Genomic DNA, 14,730 nt, shown 5'->3' on the forward strand with positions numbered 1-14,730 from the left:
TCACGCCTGTTCCCGGCCGAGGGCACCCACCCCGTGCACGGGTATCGGGACCAGGCGAGCCGCACTGGTTTCCCGGCAATCCCGGGGGCCGGACCGACGGAGGAGCACACGTGACCGTGGAGAGCACTGCCGCGCGCAAGCCGCGACGCAGCGCCGGGAGCAAGGCCGGTTCGACCGGCACCAAGCGCAGCACCACCGGCACCAAGAGCACCACCAGCCGTACCGCCGCGAAGAAGGCGCCCGGCACCGAGCCCGAGCTCGTCCAGCTGCTGACGCCCGAGGGCAAGCGGATCAAGAACGCCGAGTACGACTCCTACGTCGCCGGCATCACCCCCGAAGAGCTCCGCGGCCTCTACCGCGACATGGTGCTCACCCGACGCTTCGACGCCGAGGCCACCGCGCTGCAGCGCCAGGGCGAGCTGGGCCTGTGGGCCTCGCTGCTCGGCCAGGAGGCCGCCCAGATCGGCTCCGGGCGGGCCACCCGCGAGGACGACTACGTCTTCCCGACCTACCGCGAGCACGGCGTCGCCTGGTGCCGCGGCGTCGACCCGACCAACCTGCTCGGCATGTTCCGCGGCGTGAACAACGGCGGCTGGGACCCGAACAGCAACAACTTCCACCTCTACACGATCGTCATCGGCTCCCAGACGCTGCACGCCACGGGCTACGCGATGGGCGTCGCCAAGGACGGCGCGGACTCGGCCGTCATCGCGTACTTCGGCGACGGCGCCTCCAGCCAGGGCGACGTGGCCGAGGCGTTCACCTTCTCCGCGGTCTACAACGCCCCCGTCGTGTTCTTCTGCCAGAACAACCAGTGGGCCATCTCCGAGCCCACCGAGAAGCAGACCCGCGTGCCGCTCTACCAGCGCGCCCAGGGCTTCGGCTTCCCCGGCGTCCGCGTCGACGGCAACGACGTCCTGGCCTGCCTCGCGGTCACCAAGTGGGCCCTGGAGCGCGCCCGCAGCGGCGAGGGCCCCACCCTCGTCGAGGCGTACACGTACCGCATGGGAGCCCACACCACCTCCGACGACCCCACCCGCTACCGCCACGACGACGAGCGGGCGGCCTGGGAGGCGAAGGACCCGATCGCCCGCCTGCGCGGCTATCTCGAATCCGAAACTGACACGGACGAGGGATTTTTCGCGGAACTCGAAGCCGAGAGCGAGGCGTTGGGAAGGCGAGTGCGCGAAGCGGTGCGTGCCATGCCGGACCCGGACCACTTCGCCATCTTCGAGAACGTGTACGCGGACGGTCACGCCCTCGTCGACGAGGAGCGCGCCCAGTTCGCCGCGTACCAGGCGTCGTTCGCCGACGTGGAGGAGGGGAAGTAGCGATGACCGCACAGGCTGTGGCAGTGAAGAGCATGGCGCTGGCCAAGGCGATCAACGAATCGCTGCGCAAGGCCTTGGAGTCCGACCCCAAGGTCCTGATCATGGGCGAGGACGTCGGCAAGCTCGGCGGTGTGTTCCGGGTGACGGACGGACTGCAGAAGGACTTCGGCGAGGACCGGGTCATCGACACCCCGCTCGCCGAGTCGGGCATCGTCGGCACGGCGATCGGCCTCGCGCTGCGCGGCTACCGCCCGGTGGTGGAGATCCAGTTCGACGGCTTCGTGTTCCCGGCGTACGACCAGATCGTCACCCAGCTCGCCAAGATGCACGCCCGCTCGCTGGGCAAGGTGAAGATGCCGGTCGTGGTCCGTATCCCGTACGGCGGCGGCATCGGCGCGGTCGAGCACCACTCCGAGTCCCCGGAGTCGCTGTTCGCGCACGTGGCGGGCCTGAAGATCGTCTCTCCGTCGAACGCGTCCGACGCCTACTGGATGATGCAGCAGGCCATCCAGAGCGACGACCCGGTGATCTTCTTCGAGCCGAAGCGGCGCTACTGGGACAAGGCCGAGGTCAGCTTCGAGGCGATCCCGGGCCCGCTGCACAAGGCCCAGGTCGTCCGCGCGGGCAGTGACCTCACGCTCGCCGCGTACGGCCCGATGGTGAAGCTCTGCCAGGAGGTCGCGGACGCGGCCGCCGAGGAGGGCAGGTCCCTGGAGGTGCTGGACCTGCGCTCGGTCTCCCCCCTGGACTTCGACTCGATCCAGGCCTCGGTGGAGAAGACCGGCCGCCTGGTCGTGGTGCACGAGGCGCCGGTGTTCTTCGGCTCGGGCGCGGAGATCGCCGCCCGCGTCACCGAGCGGTGCTTCTACCACCTGGAGGCGCCCGTGCTGCGGGTCGGCGGCTACCACGCCCCGTACCCGCCGGCGCGGCTGGAGGAGGAGTACCTGCCCAACCTGGACCGGGTACTCGACGCCGTCGACCGCTCGTTGGCGTACTGAGGAGAGGGCCGTGACGACGATGACAGAAGCGTCCGTGCGGGAGTTCAAGATGCCCGACGTGGGCGAGGGGCTCACCGAGGCCGAGATCCTCAAGTGGTACGTCCAGCCCGGTGACACGGTCACCGACGGACAGGTCGTGTGCGAGGTCGAGACGGCGAAGGCGGCGGTCGAGCTGCCCATCCCGTACGACGGCGTCGTGCGTGACCTCCACTTCCCCGAGGGCACCACCGTGGACGTGGGCACGGCCATCATCGCGGTGGACGTGGCGGGCGGCGCCGCGCCCGCGGCCGAGGAAGCCGTGGCGGAGCCGCGGGAGGCCGAGGCTCCGAAGGCCGCCGAGCCGGCCAAGCCAGAGGGCCGCAAGCCGGTCCTCGTCGGCTACGGGGTCGCCGAGTCGTCCACGAAGCGCCGCCCCCGCAAGGGAACCCGGCCCGTGGCGCCCCCGCCCGCCGAGGACGAGCCGTACGCGGCCTCCGCCCTCCACGGCGTCCAGGGCGAGCTGAACGGACACGGGACCGGTGCGCGGCCCCGTCCGCTCGCGAAGCCGCCGGTGCGCAAGCTGGCCAAGGACCTCGGGGTCGACCTCGACACGGTCACACCGTCCGGCCCTGACGGCATCATCACGCGCGAGGACGTGCACGCGGCGGTGGCCCCGACTCCGGTCGTCGAACCGGTCGTCGAGACGCCCGCGGCCGCGCCCGCCGCACGTGTCGCGGCACCCGTCGCGGCGCCGGTGGCGTCGTACGACGGCGCCCGTGAGACCCGCGTCCCGGTCAAGGGCGTCCGCAAGGCGACCGCGCAGGCCATGGTCGGCTCCGCGTTCACGGCTCCGCACGTCACGGAGTTCGTGACGGTCGACGTGACCCGCACGATGAAGCTCGTCGAGGAGCTGAAGCAGGACACGGAGTTCGAGGGCCTGCGGGTCAACCCGCTCCTGCTGATCTCCAAGGCCCTGCTGGTCGCGATCAGGCGGAACCCGGAGATCAACGCGTCCTGGGACGAGCCCGCCCAGGAGATCGTGCTCAAGCACTATGTGAACCTGGGCATCGCGGCCGCGACCCCCCGCGGCCTCATCGTGCCGAACATCAAGGACGCGCACGACAAGACGCTCCCGCAGCTGGCGGGGGCGCTGGGTGAGCTGGTGGGGACGGCGAGGGAGGGCAAAACCTCCCCGGCGGCCATGCAGGGCGGCACGATCACCATCACCAACGTCGGCGTCTTCGGCGTCGACACGGGCACGCCCCTGCTCAACCCCGGTGAGGCCGCGATCCTCGCCGTCGGCGCCATCAAGCTCCAGCCCTGGGTCCACAAGGGCAAGGTCAAGCCCCGCCAGGTCACCACACTGGCGCTGAGCTTCGACCACCGCCTGGTGGACGGGGAGCTCGGCTCGAAGGTACTGGCCGACGTGGCGGCGATCCTGGAACAGCCGAAGCGGCTGATCACCTGGGCCTGACGGCTCTCGGCCGGATAGCCTCTACGCGAAGGGGTCGCCGCAGGTTTGGGCTGCGACGACCCCTTTTGCTGTTCCCGCTCCCGCGGTGCCAGGCCGCGACGATCGCCGGGCGCGAGTCGGGCGGCCCAGTGCAAGGGCGTCTCAGGGCCGGTTGAGCACGTACACCGGTGCCCCGTCCTCCGCCGCGCCCCGGGGGTGGATGCAGGCGTGTTTGCGGAGCAGGCGGAGGCATTCGTTGACGCGGTGCACCGACAGTCCCGTACGGGCCGCGATCGCCTCCAGCGGCTGCCGCAGCTCACCTTCCTCGACGAGAACCGGGGCGATCACCACGGCCACCGCCCACACGTCCGCCGTCACGGACAACCGCCTCCGCCAGTCGGTCAGCACTGACTCGGTGGTCGGATGCGCCGACAGGTCGGTGGTGGGCGCCGGACGGTCGAGAGCGAGGACGTCGAGCCGGTTCGCGATGCGTTCCATGGCCTGGGCGATGGCTTGCTGGGCGACGAGCGTTTCGCGCTGCATCTTCACCATGGTGTGCTGCGTCTCCACCATGGCTCGCTGCATTTCCAGGGTGTCCCGCTGCAGGGCGAGTGATTCGTGTTGCGCGATGGCGAGTTGCTCGTCCGCCTGGAGGTTGCGTTCTTCCAGCCGGACGATGGCCTCGGCCACCTGCTCCGGCATGGCGTACGCGACAGGGGCGGCCGGGTCGGCGGGCTGCACCTCGGCCTCCTCAAGAGTGTAGGAACCCTCCCGCTGAACGGTCTCGATCACTTCGGCGACCCACAGTTTGAAGGGGGCGCACTCGGGCTTGGTGCAGGCACTGACGAGAAGGATCAGACCCTGGAGATCGATGAGATTCAGGTCTCGACGCCACTCTCTACCTGCGGGAATGCTGAGACCGTAAGCTCCAGTTACGGTCTCGAGAATGTCTCGGTGTCCTTCGGGGACATGGTCGGAGAGTGCCTGCCGTGAGTTGGTGTGACCCAACTGCTTGCAGACATCCACCGCCGGGAACCAGTGGGTCCCGTCGGGCATGGTCAGCCGGCGGACCCGGGCGCCGGTAGCGGCGTAGACGAAGTCGCTGACGTCGATCGCATCCTGCTGGGTGCGCGGATCGGGCTGGTGCTTGCTGGGTTCGATCATGTGAACCACCTCCGCTGCGGAACGTAAGGCGGAAGAAATCGAATATGCCAGCTGGCGCAATGATGTTCACCCGTGAGAGGGGCGCCTGTCTGTTCGGTTTGCGATCCAAGTCACGACCATGGCGCTTGGCTTCGACCACCGCTTGGTGGGCGGGGCGCTGGCCTCGAAGGTACTGGCCGACGTGGCGGCGATCCTGGAACAGTCGCAGCGGCTGCTCACCTGGGCCTGATATCGAGGCGGCCCCCGTCTTGGACAAGGGCCGCCATGGGATGACCGGCGAAGCGGGACCTCGCCCATCGCGGTCGACCGGTCTGGTTCTTCTCGTGCAACGGACCCGTGTTCCGCGGGCCTGCGCACGGGCGGGTTCAGGCCGTTCGGTTCGCGCGGTCCAGAGTGGTGGGCATTCCGATGCCGTGAGCCCACAGCGCGGCCTGGACCCGGTTCTCAGCACCGATCTTGACGAAGATCGATGCCACATACGACTTGACCGTTCCCTGGCTCAGCCCGAGCTTGTGGGCAATGTGCTGGTTGGAGCAGCCTGCGGCGAGTTGGCCGAGCACCTCGCGTTCCCGGCCCGATAATCGCCTCGCGACCGCTTCGCCCCTCGCGATCGCACCGGACCTCATCCCGTCGACCGCATGCGACAGCAGTGAGGAGGGGAACACCACGGCGCCCGATGCAAGCACTCGTATCGCGTGACCGAGCGCGTCGGGTGCGGCGTCCTCCGGAATGTAGCCGTGTACTCCCGGCGGCCAGGCCGCCAACGGCATGGTGGAGTCGCCCGGCCCGGTCAGTGCCACGGCGATCCCCGCCCTCTCCTTCACTTCGCTCTGTCGGCGCCGCAGTTGGTCCAGCAGTGCGTCGAGATGAGGGAAGTTCACTGAGATGAGGGTCACCATAGGTGTTGGTGCTATGCCCGCCAAGTCCAGGGCCTCGCGTAGGTCCACAGCAGTGCGCACCGCGATGCCGCCCAAGTCGGAGAGCAGAGCGGCGACTCCCAGCCGCACCAACGAATGCTCGTGGAAGAGAAGAACGGTCGTACGAGACATGCCCCCCCGGGTGGCGTCATGTACTTGTCAGCGGTCGCGGTCAGTGACTGCTCGGATCATTAAAAGTGAGCAACTCTCACTGTGAACACGGCCATCTTCAGCAGGGTGTGCACCTCTACGGCCGTCGCAGGTGGGCGCGCGGGACGCACTGTGTCGACCCGACGGAGACGGGGGAAATATCCGAACACGGCCAGGTTACCCGTGAGTTCCTGCCGAGGGTTGGGGTCGGAAGAAGCAGGCGACCGGCCCGTCACCCACAAGAATCTTCCTCGGCTCTCCGGTCGGAGGGTCCGTGACGGAGCCACTCGGCGCTGTCACTCGAGAGTTGTCGGAGGAGGAGCAAGCATGAGATTCAAGAAGCCTCTGCAAGCCCTGGTGGTCTCGGCCGCCTTCGTGACGGCGGCGGCCGCGCCCGCCCTGGCTGTCACCAAGGAGGTCGGCGGAGGGACGTGGAGCTACGGGACCACCAGCGAGACCGTGTGGTCCAACTACTTCCACTCGAGCTCCAAGCACGGCTCCAGCGTGCGCAACGGCTACGGTGACGAGGAGCGCTCGGCCTGTGTGAACGCCGACAAGTGGTCGTACGCGGACCTGCCGGCGCACCCCGAGGAGACCGACTACGCGTACTGGCGCAAGTGCTGAACGAGGCTCTCAGATACGGGAAAGCGGTGCTCCGCTGGTGAGGGCTGCCCGCGGGGAGGCGATGGAGACGCCTCCCCGCGGGGACCTCGCAGCGTAGTCCACCGGCATGGTGGGAATCCAGGACACGAGATCGGCAGGGCATGGTTCACAAGAGCATCCGGCTGGTTCACGCGGTGATCCTCGTGTTCTCCGCGTTACTGGCCTTCCTTCTCGTCACGCACATGGACGAGGCCACTCCCCTCGAAGCCGATGCCTCTGTCACGGTGTCGGGGTGGGACCAGCGCGAGAGCGCGGCCGAGGCGAGGAAGGCGATCGAGGGCTTCGCCGAGGAACGCGGTATCACCCTCGCACAGTTGGTTCCGGACCTTGCGGACCACCGGAATCGTCGTCATCTCTACCTGGTGAACGGCGATCCCGCGGTCCCGGGCGGGACCTGGCTGAAGGACGGGTACCCCGACTTTTCCCGCTCCGTCACCACGGAGATCCACCCGTTCGACGAGCTCAGAGACCGCGCTCCCTTGGGGCGCTATGTGGTGTTCAGCGGCGCGGACAAGGCGGGGGAACTCGCAGGCTTCCTGCGCGCCGAGGGCATGACCGCGAACGCGGTGTCCCGTTGGTCGGTGCGCACGCTCAACGAGGGTTACGGGGACAGCGCCTTCTCCGATGCCTGGTTGATGATGGGCCTGGTGGTGATCACCCTCACCGGTGCCGGTGTCCTGCTGAACACCAGGTCCTACGGTGTGAGCCGGCTTCAGGGCCTCGCCGCTGTCCGGATCCTGGCGCGGGACCTTCGGCAGGTGGTCCCGTTCTGGGGGATGACGGCCGCCGCCGTGTCCGTGACGGTGCTCATCGGGCTCGCCGTCTTCAACGGTCTGGCGGGACTCGTCCAGTACGCCCTCACCCTTGCCGTGCTCGCCGTTTTCCTCGTTGCTGCTGCGGTGGCAGCACATGCGGCGGCGCTGGCCCTCACCTATCGCGTCGCGCTGCCGGCGGCGGTGAAGGGGGAACTCCCGGGCAGGACCGCCTCGGTAGCCGTGTACGCCGTGCGTGTCCCCGTCCTGGGACTCGTCGTGATGCTCGCGGCCCAGGCGATGACCGCCGGCGCGGACCTGACCGATCGCGAGCGCTCCTACGAGGCATACCGCAAGCTCGGACAGACCTCGGTCATCACCGAAGGAAACAACTTCAGTGACAAGGACCGTGACAGGTCCGAGCGAGCCATCGGCGCATGGCTGCGCAAGGAGGACCGCTCGGGCCATGTCATTCTCGCGGCACGGAACGCGCTGGACCGGTCCGTGGCGGGTGGGGCCGAGCACGAGCTGCTGATCGTCAACGAGGCATTTCTGGACGCCCAGCCGGTGCTGGACGCGGAGGGCAAGCGATACGCGGGCGACCGCTCGGTGCGCGAGGCGGGTGGCGAGCCTGTGGTGAGGATCTTGGTGCCTGAGTCGTTGGCCGATCAGCGGGATGCCGTGGCGCGCACGGTGGCCGAGATGCCTCTCACCCGTGACCAGCCGGAGCAGGTACGTACGGCAGGCAGGACACGTTTCGAACCCGCTGTCGCCGCTGATGGACAGCGGATCTTCGCCTACAGCCCCGACACCGAGGGGCCGGCCGTACCTGGGGCGTGGCAGATGGACGAATCCTTCGCCCAGGATCCCGTCATCGCCGTCTTCCCGTCCCGCCAGGGCCTGTTGAGTGACCTGTCCTTCACGGCGTACGCGACCCAGGGCGCCGTGCTCTTCCCCGACCCGGGCCGAGTGAGCCGGGCGCGGGCTGCTGATCCGGTGCTCGCGCGGCATGTCGTGGCGGTCACTCCGGTCGCCGAGGAAGTGGCGGAGGAGATGAGCACTCTGCTCGGAAAGTTCCGTCTCGCGGTGTTCAGCGCGGCGGCGGGTGCCGCGGTTCTGGTCATCACAGGGCTCGGAGTGTGCACGATTCACGCGCGCCGCAACGCGCAGGCAATCTTCGCCCGCCATGTTCAGCGGCTGGCGGTTCACCGTGACCCATCGTGTACTGCTGGGAATCGAGACCACGGTCGTGGCGGCCCTGCTGGCCTGGGGCCCGTACCAGGTGTGGCAGGACAACCAGGATCTCGAGGTCTTCGCTCAGATGGGCATACCCGCGCCCTACCCGCCCGCCGAGATGACCGGCGCGGACTGGGCCTCGGCCATGTCGCTGGCGGCGATCTGCGCGGGTTCGGTGATCTGGCCCCTTGTTCTCCTACACCGGCGCGTCGTGCGCGAGAGGGCGAGCGATGGGTGACCTGCAGGACACCGCGTCAACCCTCTCACCAGGCAAGGAGCAGACAGTGATCGTCATCGAGGACCTGGCGAAATCCTACGGGGAGCGAATGCTCTGGTCGGGCGTCAACCTCACTCTCAAGGAAGGCCAGTTGACAGCCCTGGTCGGCCCCAGCGGTTCGGGCAAGTCCACACTGCTCAACTGCCTCGGTCTGCTCGACGGGCCGACGGCCGGACTGATCAGGTATGAGGACCAAGACATCACGAGGCCGAAACCGGGTGCCGCACGGCGCTTTCGTCGTGACGTCCTCGGATATCTCTTCCAGAACTACGCACTGGTCGAGAACGCGACGATCGCCCAGAACCTGGACGTGGCCCACACAGCGCGGGGCCGGAAGGGACAGGTGGCGAGGGATGAGACAGCGCGGGCTCTGGACCGCGTGGGGCTCGGTGGCCGGGAACGTGACCGCGTCAGTCGGCTCTCGGGAGGCGAGCAACAACGCGTGGCCCTGGCCCGCCTGCTGGTCAAGGAGCCCCGACTGGTTCTGGCCGACGAGCCCACAGGCGCGCTGGACCGGGCCAACACGGAGATGGTCGTGGACGTGCTGCGTCACATGGCCGAATCCGGGTGCGCGGTCGTGATTGCCACGCACGACGACTGGGTGCGTGATCAATGCGATCAGGTCTTCGACGTGTCGAGTGTCGGCCTTGCCGGGGCGGGCGCCTGCTGAGCCCGGAACAACATGGCAAGGGGCCCGCTGCTGTTCGAGCAGCGGGCCCCTTTGTACGTGAGGAAGTTCCAGTACGTCCGGAAGGCCGGTCTTCGGTTACTGCGCGAAGCCGTAGTTCATGATCTTCTTCGCGTCCGACTCGCGCGCCGGGATGGACGTCGAGGCGAGGACGGTGCCGACGACGGTCTTGCCGTTGCGGGTGGCGGCGAAGACGAGGCAGAACTTGGCCTCGGGGCCGGAGCCCGTCTTCACGCCGATGGTGCCGCTGTAGCCGCTGAGCAGACCGTTGGTGTTCTCCCACGGCGCCATGGTGCGGGTGCTGCCCGTCTTGGTGGTCGTCTTCGCCGTGTACTTCTTCGTCTTGACGACTGTGCGGAACGTGGAGTTCTTCAGCGCGGCACTGGCGAGCTTCGTCAGGTCGCGCGGCGTCGAGTAGTTGGCGCCGTTGCCGATGCCGTCGAACGAGTCGAAGTGCGTGTTCGTCAGGCCCAGCTGGCTCGCGGTGGTGTTCATCTTGCCGATGAACGACTTCACGCGCTTCGCCCGCGTCGAGCCCGAGCCGAACTTGTCGGCGAGGGCGTACGCCGCGTCGCAGCCGGACGGCAGCATCAGGCCGTACAGCAACTGGCGGACGGTGACCTTGTCGCCGACGATCAGCTTGGCGTTGGAAGCCCAGTTGTTGTCGACGATGTAGTCGCTGTACGCCTTCTGGATCGTGACCTTGGCGTTCAGATCGAGATTCTGCTGCTTCAGCACCACAAGAGCGGTCATGATCTTCGTGGTGGAGCCCGTGGAGAGTTTGCCGTCCGCTGCCTTGGTGTACAGCGTCTTGCCGTTCGCGTTGTTCATCGCGTAGCCGCCCTTGGCGGCGATGGTGGGCTTGGCCGCGGCCTGTGCCGGAGCCACGCCGAGGGCGCCGGTGGTGAGCAGCGCGCCGGTGGTGACGACTACGGCGGCGGCTCTGCGAACACGCCCGTCCCTGATGGCGGTAATCAAGTTAAATACCCCGATTGCGTCAAATGTCTGAGGAATGCGGCCGCTTGGGCGAAGGCGCGAAAGGGCCGCTCTCGTGTGACACGTAAGTAGCACAAAAGGTTGTGGTGTTTCTGAGGGGGGTGCCCCTTACTCGTGTGACCGATGGGGCCCGTCCCGGATCGTGGACGGGAGCAGTCATGCGTACGTGTTGTATCTATGCTGTGGGCATGCCTTCAGCCCCGCCCGCGACCGAGACTCCCGCCGTGAAGCAGCCCCCCGCCGCCGACCGTGTGTACGCGCACGTCAAGCAGGGCGTCCTGGAGCGCCGTTACGAGGGCGGGACACTGCTCACCGAGGGCGAGCTGGCCGAGGCGGTCGGGGTGTCCCGGACTCCCGTACGGGAGGCTCTGCTGCGGCTGGAGGTCGAGGGGCTGATCAAGCTCTACCCGAAGAAGGGCGCCCTCGTCCTGCCCGTCTCCGCGCAGGAGATCGCGGACGTGGTCGAGACCCGCCAGCTCGTGGAGGAGCACGCGATCCGCAAGACCACGCCGGCCTCACCGCGCCTCATCGCCCGCCTGGAGGAACTCCTGGAGCAGCAGAGGACGCAGGCCGCCGCGGGGGACCTCGCGGGAGCGGCCGTGACGGACCGCTGCTTCCACGCCGAGATCGTCCGCAGCGGTGGCAACGAGATCCTCTCCCGCCTCTACGACCAGCTCCGCGACCGGCAGTTGCGCATGGGCGTCGCCGTGATGCACGCGCACCCGGACCGGATCACCAAGACGCTGGTCGAGCACAGGGAGATCCTGGAGGCGCTGCGCTCGGGCGACGCGGAGGCGGCCGTGGCCATCGTCCACCGGCACGTCAGCTGGTTCTCCAACCTGGCGCGGGGCGAGGTGCGATGAGTACGCGCTCGAGCGCGGGATCCGCCGCGCTGCCCGGAGACCCGCCCGGCGGCCGCCGCGCGATCGCCGTCTGGGGCATCGGCGTCTCCGTCTACTTCGTCGCGGTCATCTTCCGTACGTCACTGGGGGTCGCCGGCCTCGACGCCGCCGACCGCTTCCATGTGAACGCCTCGGCCCTGTCCACCTTCTCGATCCTCCAGCTGCTCGTGTACGCGGGCATGCAGATACCCGTGGGGCTGCTCGTCGACCGGCTCGGCACCAAGAAGGTGCTGACGCTGGGCGTGCTGCTGTTCACCGCGGGCCAGTTGGGGTTCGCCTTCTCGCCCTCGTACGGCATGGCGCTGGCCTCGCGCGGGCTGCTGGGCTGCGGTGACGCGATGACGTTCATCAGCGTGCTGCGGCTCGGCTCACGCTGGTTCCCCGCCCGGCGCGGGCCGGTGGTCGCGCAGCTCGCCGGTCTCGCCGGCATGGCGGGCAACCTGGTCTCGACACTGGTGATCGCGCGGCTGCTGCACGGCGTGGGCTGGACGGCGGCGTTCGCGGGCAGCTCGGTGGCGGGCGTCCTGGTCCTCGTCCTGCTGCTCCTCTTCCTGAAGGACCACCCGGAGGGGCACGAGCCCGAGCCGTTCCCGCACCACGGGGCGGCGTACGTGCGGCGGCAGATCGCGGCGTCCTGGCGGGAGCCCGGCACCCGGCTCGGTATGTGGGTGCACTTCACGACGCAGTTCCCGGCGATGGTGTTCCTGCTGCTGTGGGGCCTGCCGTTCCTGGTCGAGGCGCAGGGGCTCACCCGGGCGACGGCCGGTGACCTGCTCACGCTGATCGTGCTGTCCAACATGCTCGTCGGTCTGGTGTACGGGCAGATCGTCTCCCGGCACCACGCGGCCCGGCTGCCGCTGGCGCTGAGCACGGTGGGGACGACCGCGGCGGTGTGGGCGGCCACCCTCGCGTACGACCGGGCTCCGATGTGGCTGCTGGTCGTCCTGTGCGTGGTCCTGGGCGCGTGCGGTCCCGCCTCGATGCTCGGCTTCGACTTCGCCCGCCCGGCGAACCCGCCCGAGCGTCAGGGCACGGCCTCCGGTATCACCAACATGGGTGGTTTCGTGGCCTCGATGACGACCCTGTTCGCGGTCGGCGTCCTCCTGGACGCGACCGGCGAGGACTACCGCATCGCCTTCTCGGCGGTCTTCGTCCTCCAGGCCCTGGGCCTCACCCAGATCCTGCGCCTGCGCCGCCGCGCGGCCCGCCGGGAGCGCGAGCGGCTGGTGGCGAGCCGTGTGGAGACGGTGCACGTGCCCGCGTGACGCGGACGGGTGGCCGCAGGGGCTGTTCGAAGCCGGTGGTTGGCCGCAAGGGCTGTTCGAAGCCGAGGTGTTGCTCTGTCACGGGCGTGCGACAGCGGTGTCGTGAAGCGACGACCGGGCGTGACCCGAGGGCCTGACGGGGGCTCTTATTGATCACACAGCGGGCGACGCACGACGCACAGCCGCCGACGCGCCCCCGCTCCTCGCTTCTCCTCGTCGTATCCGAAGGGACATCCGTGATGAACCGCCACCTGCGCAAGGCCGTCGTCGTCACCGCCGCGATCACTGCCGGGCTGCTGATGACGGCGTGTCAGAACGACTCCTCGACCACGGGCAGCTCGTCCTCCCAGTCCTCCCAGTCGTCGTCCAAGTCCGGGTCGAAGTCCGGGTCCGACTCGTCGGGTACGTCGGCCGGCTCGTCGTCGGGCAAGAAGGGCTCGGCCCAGGTCGCGAACAACGCCTCGGACTCGAAGAGCGGCGTCAGCGGGACGTTCGAGAACGGCACCGTCAGCTACCTCGCGCCGGGCAAGTACATCGTGGCGGTCCCGGGGCGGACCGAGCAGCAGTTCTTCGTCGCCGAGGACACCGTGGTGCACGGCGCCGGCACCATCTGCCAGGGCGCGGTGTGCACGCTCGACCAGCTGGAGACGGCCACCAAGAAGGGTGCCGTTCCGGCCGACGTGACGCTGAAGAACGGCATCGCCACGGTGATCACCGAGCGGCCCGCCGGCGAGGAGGGCACCGGCTCCGGCTCCGGCAAGGGCGTCAGCGGAACCTGGCTGGGCCAGGTCAAGTACCTGGCGCCGGGCAAGTACACGGTCTCCGACCTGAAGGACACCCAGCAGGCGTTCTTCGTCGCCGAGGACACCGTCGTCAACGGCGCGGGCACCATATGCGGGACCGAGGGGTCGGCCGAGACCTCGCGGTGCACCCTCGACGAGCTGGAGGCCGCGGCCAAGAAGGGCCTGACCGCCAAGGTCGAGCTCACCAACGGCATCGCCACCACGATCACCGAGGACCACTGAGCACCGAGGGCCGACCCTCCGCCGGGTGCTGAACGGCTACACCGTCACCGCGAACGACCGCAGGATCGACGCGACCAGTTGGGAGTCACCCTCGGCCTTGATCCGGTCGGCGACCCCTTCCGCGGTGACGCGGCCGCAGGCCAGACGGACGTAGGTCTCCCAGTCGAGCGTGAGGGTGGCGGCGGGACCGAGGGCGGGAGAGGTTTCGAGGGTGCCGCGCCCCTGGATGTCCACACGGACGGTACGGATGAACTCGACCGGCCCGTGCACGTCGAAGACGATCGCCGAGCTGCGGGGCGCCTGGGCGTCCTCGGCGACGACCTTCGGCAGGACGGAGAGCAGCTCGTCGCGGACCACGTGGGCGCCCGGCGAGTCGAGGTTCCCCGGGCGGCTGAGGGCCGTGCGCAGGTCCTGCTCGTGCACCCAGACATCGAACGCCCGGTTCCGCATGGCCTGCTCAAGGGTGAGGTCGACGCCGAGCGGGCCGCGCACCTTGGCGTCCGGCTCCCGTGACTCGTTCCGCAGCTGACGGTTGCGGCGGATGATCGTGTACTCCAGCTCGGAGGTCATCTCCGGCGCCGTGTGGTGGCGGCGGACATCGACCTGCATCTCCATGTAGCGCTGGTGGTCGTTCGTCACGTGGTACAGGTCGCGCGGCAGCGTGTGGATCGGGCGCGGATCGCCGAGCATCTCGCAGTCCATGCCGATGACGTGGGAGACGATGTCGCGGACGGACCAGCCGGGGCATGGGGTCCTACGGTTCCACTCGCCCTCCACGAGCGGCTGCACCAGCTCGGATATCGCGTCCACGGAGTGGGTCCAGGCGTCGGCGTAGGGCTGAAGAGTGGGATGCAGACTCACGGAACGGGACCCCTCGGGCGGTCGGTACGGGATGTACGTGGGCGGTCGTGTCGGTGGGGGGTGGGGTGTGGGT

Annotated in this window: 13 protein-coding genes and 1 pseudogene; 10 read left to right on the forward strand and 4 right to left on the reverse strand. The window is 68.8% G+C overall.

Going from position 1 to position 14,730, the window contains the following annotated elements; genetic code table 11:
• The first annotated feature begins 110 nt into the window (after positions 1-110).
• The 3 genes from pdhA to FNH08_RS13650 are packed head-to-tail and all read left to right on the forward strand — an operon-like array spanning position 111 to position 3,782.
• Complete coding sequence (gene pdhA, locus FNH08_RS13640) at positions 111-1,331, forward strand: pyruvate dehydrogenase (acetyl-transferring) E1 component subunit alpha (RefSeq protein WP_322724420.1); 1,221 nt, start codon at positions 111-113, stop codon at positions 1,329-1,331.
• A 2-nt stretch (positions 1,332-1,333) separates the two neighbouring features.
• A complete protein-coding gene (locus FNH08_RS13645; protein ID WP_152771743.1) occupies positions 1,334-2,329 on the forward strand; it encodes an alpha-ketoacid dehydrogenase subunit beta in 996 nt (331 codons plus the stop codon).
• Between the two features lie 10 nt (positions 2,330-2,339).
• Positions 2,340-3,782 carry a dihydrolipoamide acetyltransferase family protein gene (locus tag FNH08_RS13650; RefSeq protein WP_322724421.1) on the forward strand — a complete coding sequence of 481 codons (1,443 nt, stop codon included), beginning with the start codon at positions 2,340-2,342 and terminating at the stop codon, positions 3,780-3,782.
• Between the two features lie 141 nt (positions 3,783-3,923).
• Here the strand turns inward: FNH08_RS13650 and FNH08_RS13655 are convergent, their stop codons facing one another.
• Entirely contained in the window at positions 3,924-4,925 is a 1,002-nt protein-coding gene (locus tag FNH08_RS13655) for a BRO-N domain-containing protein (protein ID WP_152771757.1), read from the reverse strand.
• 106 nt (positions 4,926-5,031) lie between these two features.
• Here FNH08_RS13655 and FNH08_RS13660 point away from each other — a divergent pair.
• Positions 5,032-5,154 (forward strand): annotated as a pseudogene (locus FNH08_RS13660) (2-oxo acid dehydrogenase subunit E2); the annotation flags it as partial.
• 136 nt (positions 5,155-5,290) lie between these two features.
• Here FNH08_RS13660 and FNH08_RS13665 read toward each other — a convergent pair.
• On the reverse strand, positions 5,291-5,974 hold the full coding sequence (locus tag FNH08_RS13665) for a LuxR C-terminal-related transcriptional regulator (RefSeq protein WP_152771745.1): 684 nt from the start codon (positions 5,972-5,974) through the stop codon (positions 5,291-5,293).
• Between the two features lie 345 nt (positions 5,975-6,319).
• Between FNH08_RS13665 and FNH08_RS13670 the strand changes: the two genes are divergently transcribed.
• The 3 genes from FNH08_RS13670 to FNH08_RS13680 all read left to right on the forward strand — a co-directional run bounded on the left by FNH08_RS13670 (position 6,320) and on the right by FNH08_RS13680 (position 9,590).
• Positions 6,320-6,616, forward strand: a complete 297-nt coding sequence (locus FNH08_RS13670) for a lactococcin 972 family bacteriocin (protein WP_152771746.1) — start codon at positions 6,320-6,322, stop codon at positions 6,614-6,616.
• Between the two features lie 140 nt (positions 6,617-6,756).
• Entirely contained in the window at positions 6,757-8,931 is a 2,175-nt protein-coding gene (locus FNH08_RS13675; protein WP_152771747.1) for a hypothetical protein, read from the forward strand.
• On the forward strand, positions 8,928-9,590 hold the full coding sequence (locus FNH08_RS13680; RefSeq protein WP_322724422.1) for an ABC transporter ATP-binding protein: 663 nt from the start codon (positions 8,928-8,930) through the stop codon (positions 9,588-9,590). The genes FNH08_RS13675 and FNH08_RS13680 overlap by 4 nt, the downstream gene beginning before the upstream one ends.
• A 96-nt stretch (positions 9,591-9,686) precedes the next feature.
• Here the strand turns inward: FNH08_RS13680 and FNH08_RS13685 are convergent, their stop codons facing one another.
• Positions 9,687-10,586 (reverse strand): D-alanyl-D-alanine carboxypeptidase family protein, encoded by a 900-nt coding sequence (locus FNH08_RS13685; RefSeq protein ID WP_152771749.1) that lies wholly within the window; start codon positions 10,584-10,586, stop codon positions 9,687-9,689.
• A 206-nt stretch (positions 10,587-10,792) separates the two neighbouring features.
• On the opposite strand from FNH08_RS13685, the gene FNH08_RS13690 reads away from it, so the two are divergent.
• From FNH08_RS13690 to FNH08_RS13700, 3 genes are all read left to right on the forward strand, one after another.
• Positions 10,793-11,467, forward strand: coding sequence for a GntR family transcriptional regulator (locus tag FNH08_RS13690; RefSeq protein WP_152771750.1), 675 nt, complete (start codon positions 10,793-10,795; stop codon positions 11,465-11,467).
• Positions 11,464-12,771: an MFS transporter gene (locus tag FNH08_RS13695; RefSeq protein WP_152771751.1), complete on the forward strand. Its 1,308-nt coding sequence runs from the start codon at positions 11,464-11,466 to the stop codon at positions 12,769-12,771. Before FNH08_RS13690 ends, FNH08_RS13695 begins: the two co-directional genes overlap by 4 nt.
• A 239-nt stretch (positions 12,772-13,010) precedes the next feature.
• Positions 13,011-13,796 (forward strand): hypothetical protein, encoded by a 786-nt coding sequence (locus tag FNH08_RS13700; RefSeq protein WP_152771752.1) that lies wholly within the window; start codon positions 13,011-13,013, stop codon positions 13,794-13,796.
• 36 nt (positions 13,797-13,832) lie between these two features.
• On the opposite strand, the gene FNH08_RS13705 is transcribed toward FNH08_RS13700, so the two are convergent.
• The gene (locus tag FNH08_RS13705) at positions 13,833-14,657 is read right to left on the reverse strand and encodes a maleylpyruvate isomerase family mycothiol-dependent enzyme (protein WP_322724423.1); all 825 of its coding nucleotides are present in this window, start codon (positions 14,655-14,657) and stop codon (positions 13,833-13,835) included.
• Between the last annotated feature and the right edge of the window lie 73 nt (positions 14,658-14,730).

The sequence above is a fragment of the Streptomyces spongiae genome (assembly GCF_009377185.1).
Lineage (GTDB): Bacteria > Actinomycetota > Actinomycetes > Streptomycetales > Streptomycetaceae > Streptomyces > Streptomyces spongiae.

Bases quoted from the DNA above. Each gene is read 5' to 3' on its own strand.
- FNH08_RS13690 (WP_152771750.1), top strand. From the start codon at position 10,793: ATGCCTTCAGCCCCGCCCGCGACCGAGACTCCCGCCGTGAAGCAGCCC.
- FNH08_RS13695 (WP_152771751.1), top strand. From the start codon at position 11,464: ATGAGTACGCGCTCGAGCGCGGGATCCGCCGCGCTGCCCGGAGACCCG.
- FNH08_RS13655 (WP_152771757.1), bottom strand. From the start codon at position 4,925: ATGATCGAACCCAGCAAGCACCAGCCCGATCCGCGCACCCAGCAGGAT.
- FNH08_RS13665 (WP_152771745.1), bottom strand. From the start codon at position 5,974: ATGTCTCGTACGACCGTTCTTCTCTTCCACGAGCATTCGTTGGTGCGG.
- FNH08_RS13675 (WP_152771747.1), top strand. From the start codon at position 6,757: ATGGTTCACAAGAGCATCCGGCTGGTTCACGCGGTGATCCTCGTGTTC.
- FNH08_RS13700 (WP_152771752.1), top strand. From the start codon at position 13,011: ATGAACCGCCACCTGCGCAAGGCCGTCGTCGTCACCGCCGCGATCACT.
- FNH08_RS13670 (WP_152771746.1), top strand. From the start codon at position 6,320: ATGAGATTCAAGAAGCCTCTGCAAGCCCTGGTGGTCTCGGCCGCCTTC.
- FNH08_RS13645 (WP_152771743.1), top strand. From the start codon at position 1,334: ATGACCGCACAGGCTGTGGCAGTGAAGAGCATGGCGCTGGCCAAGGCG.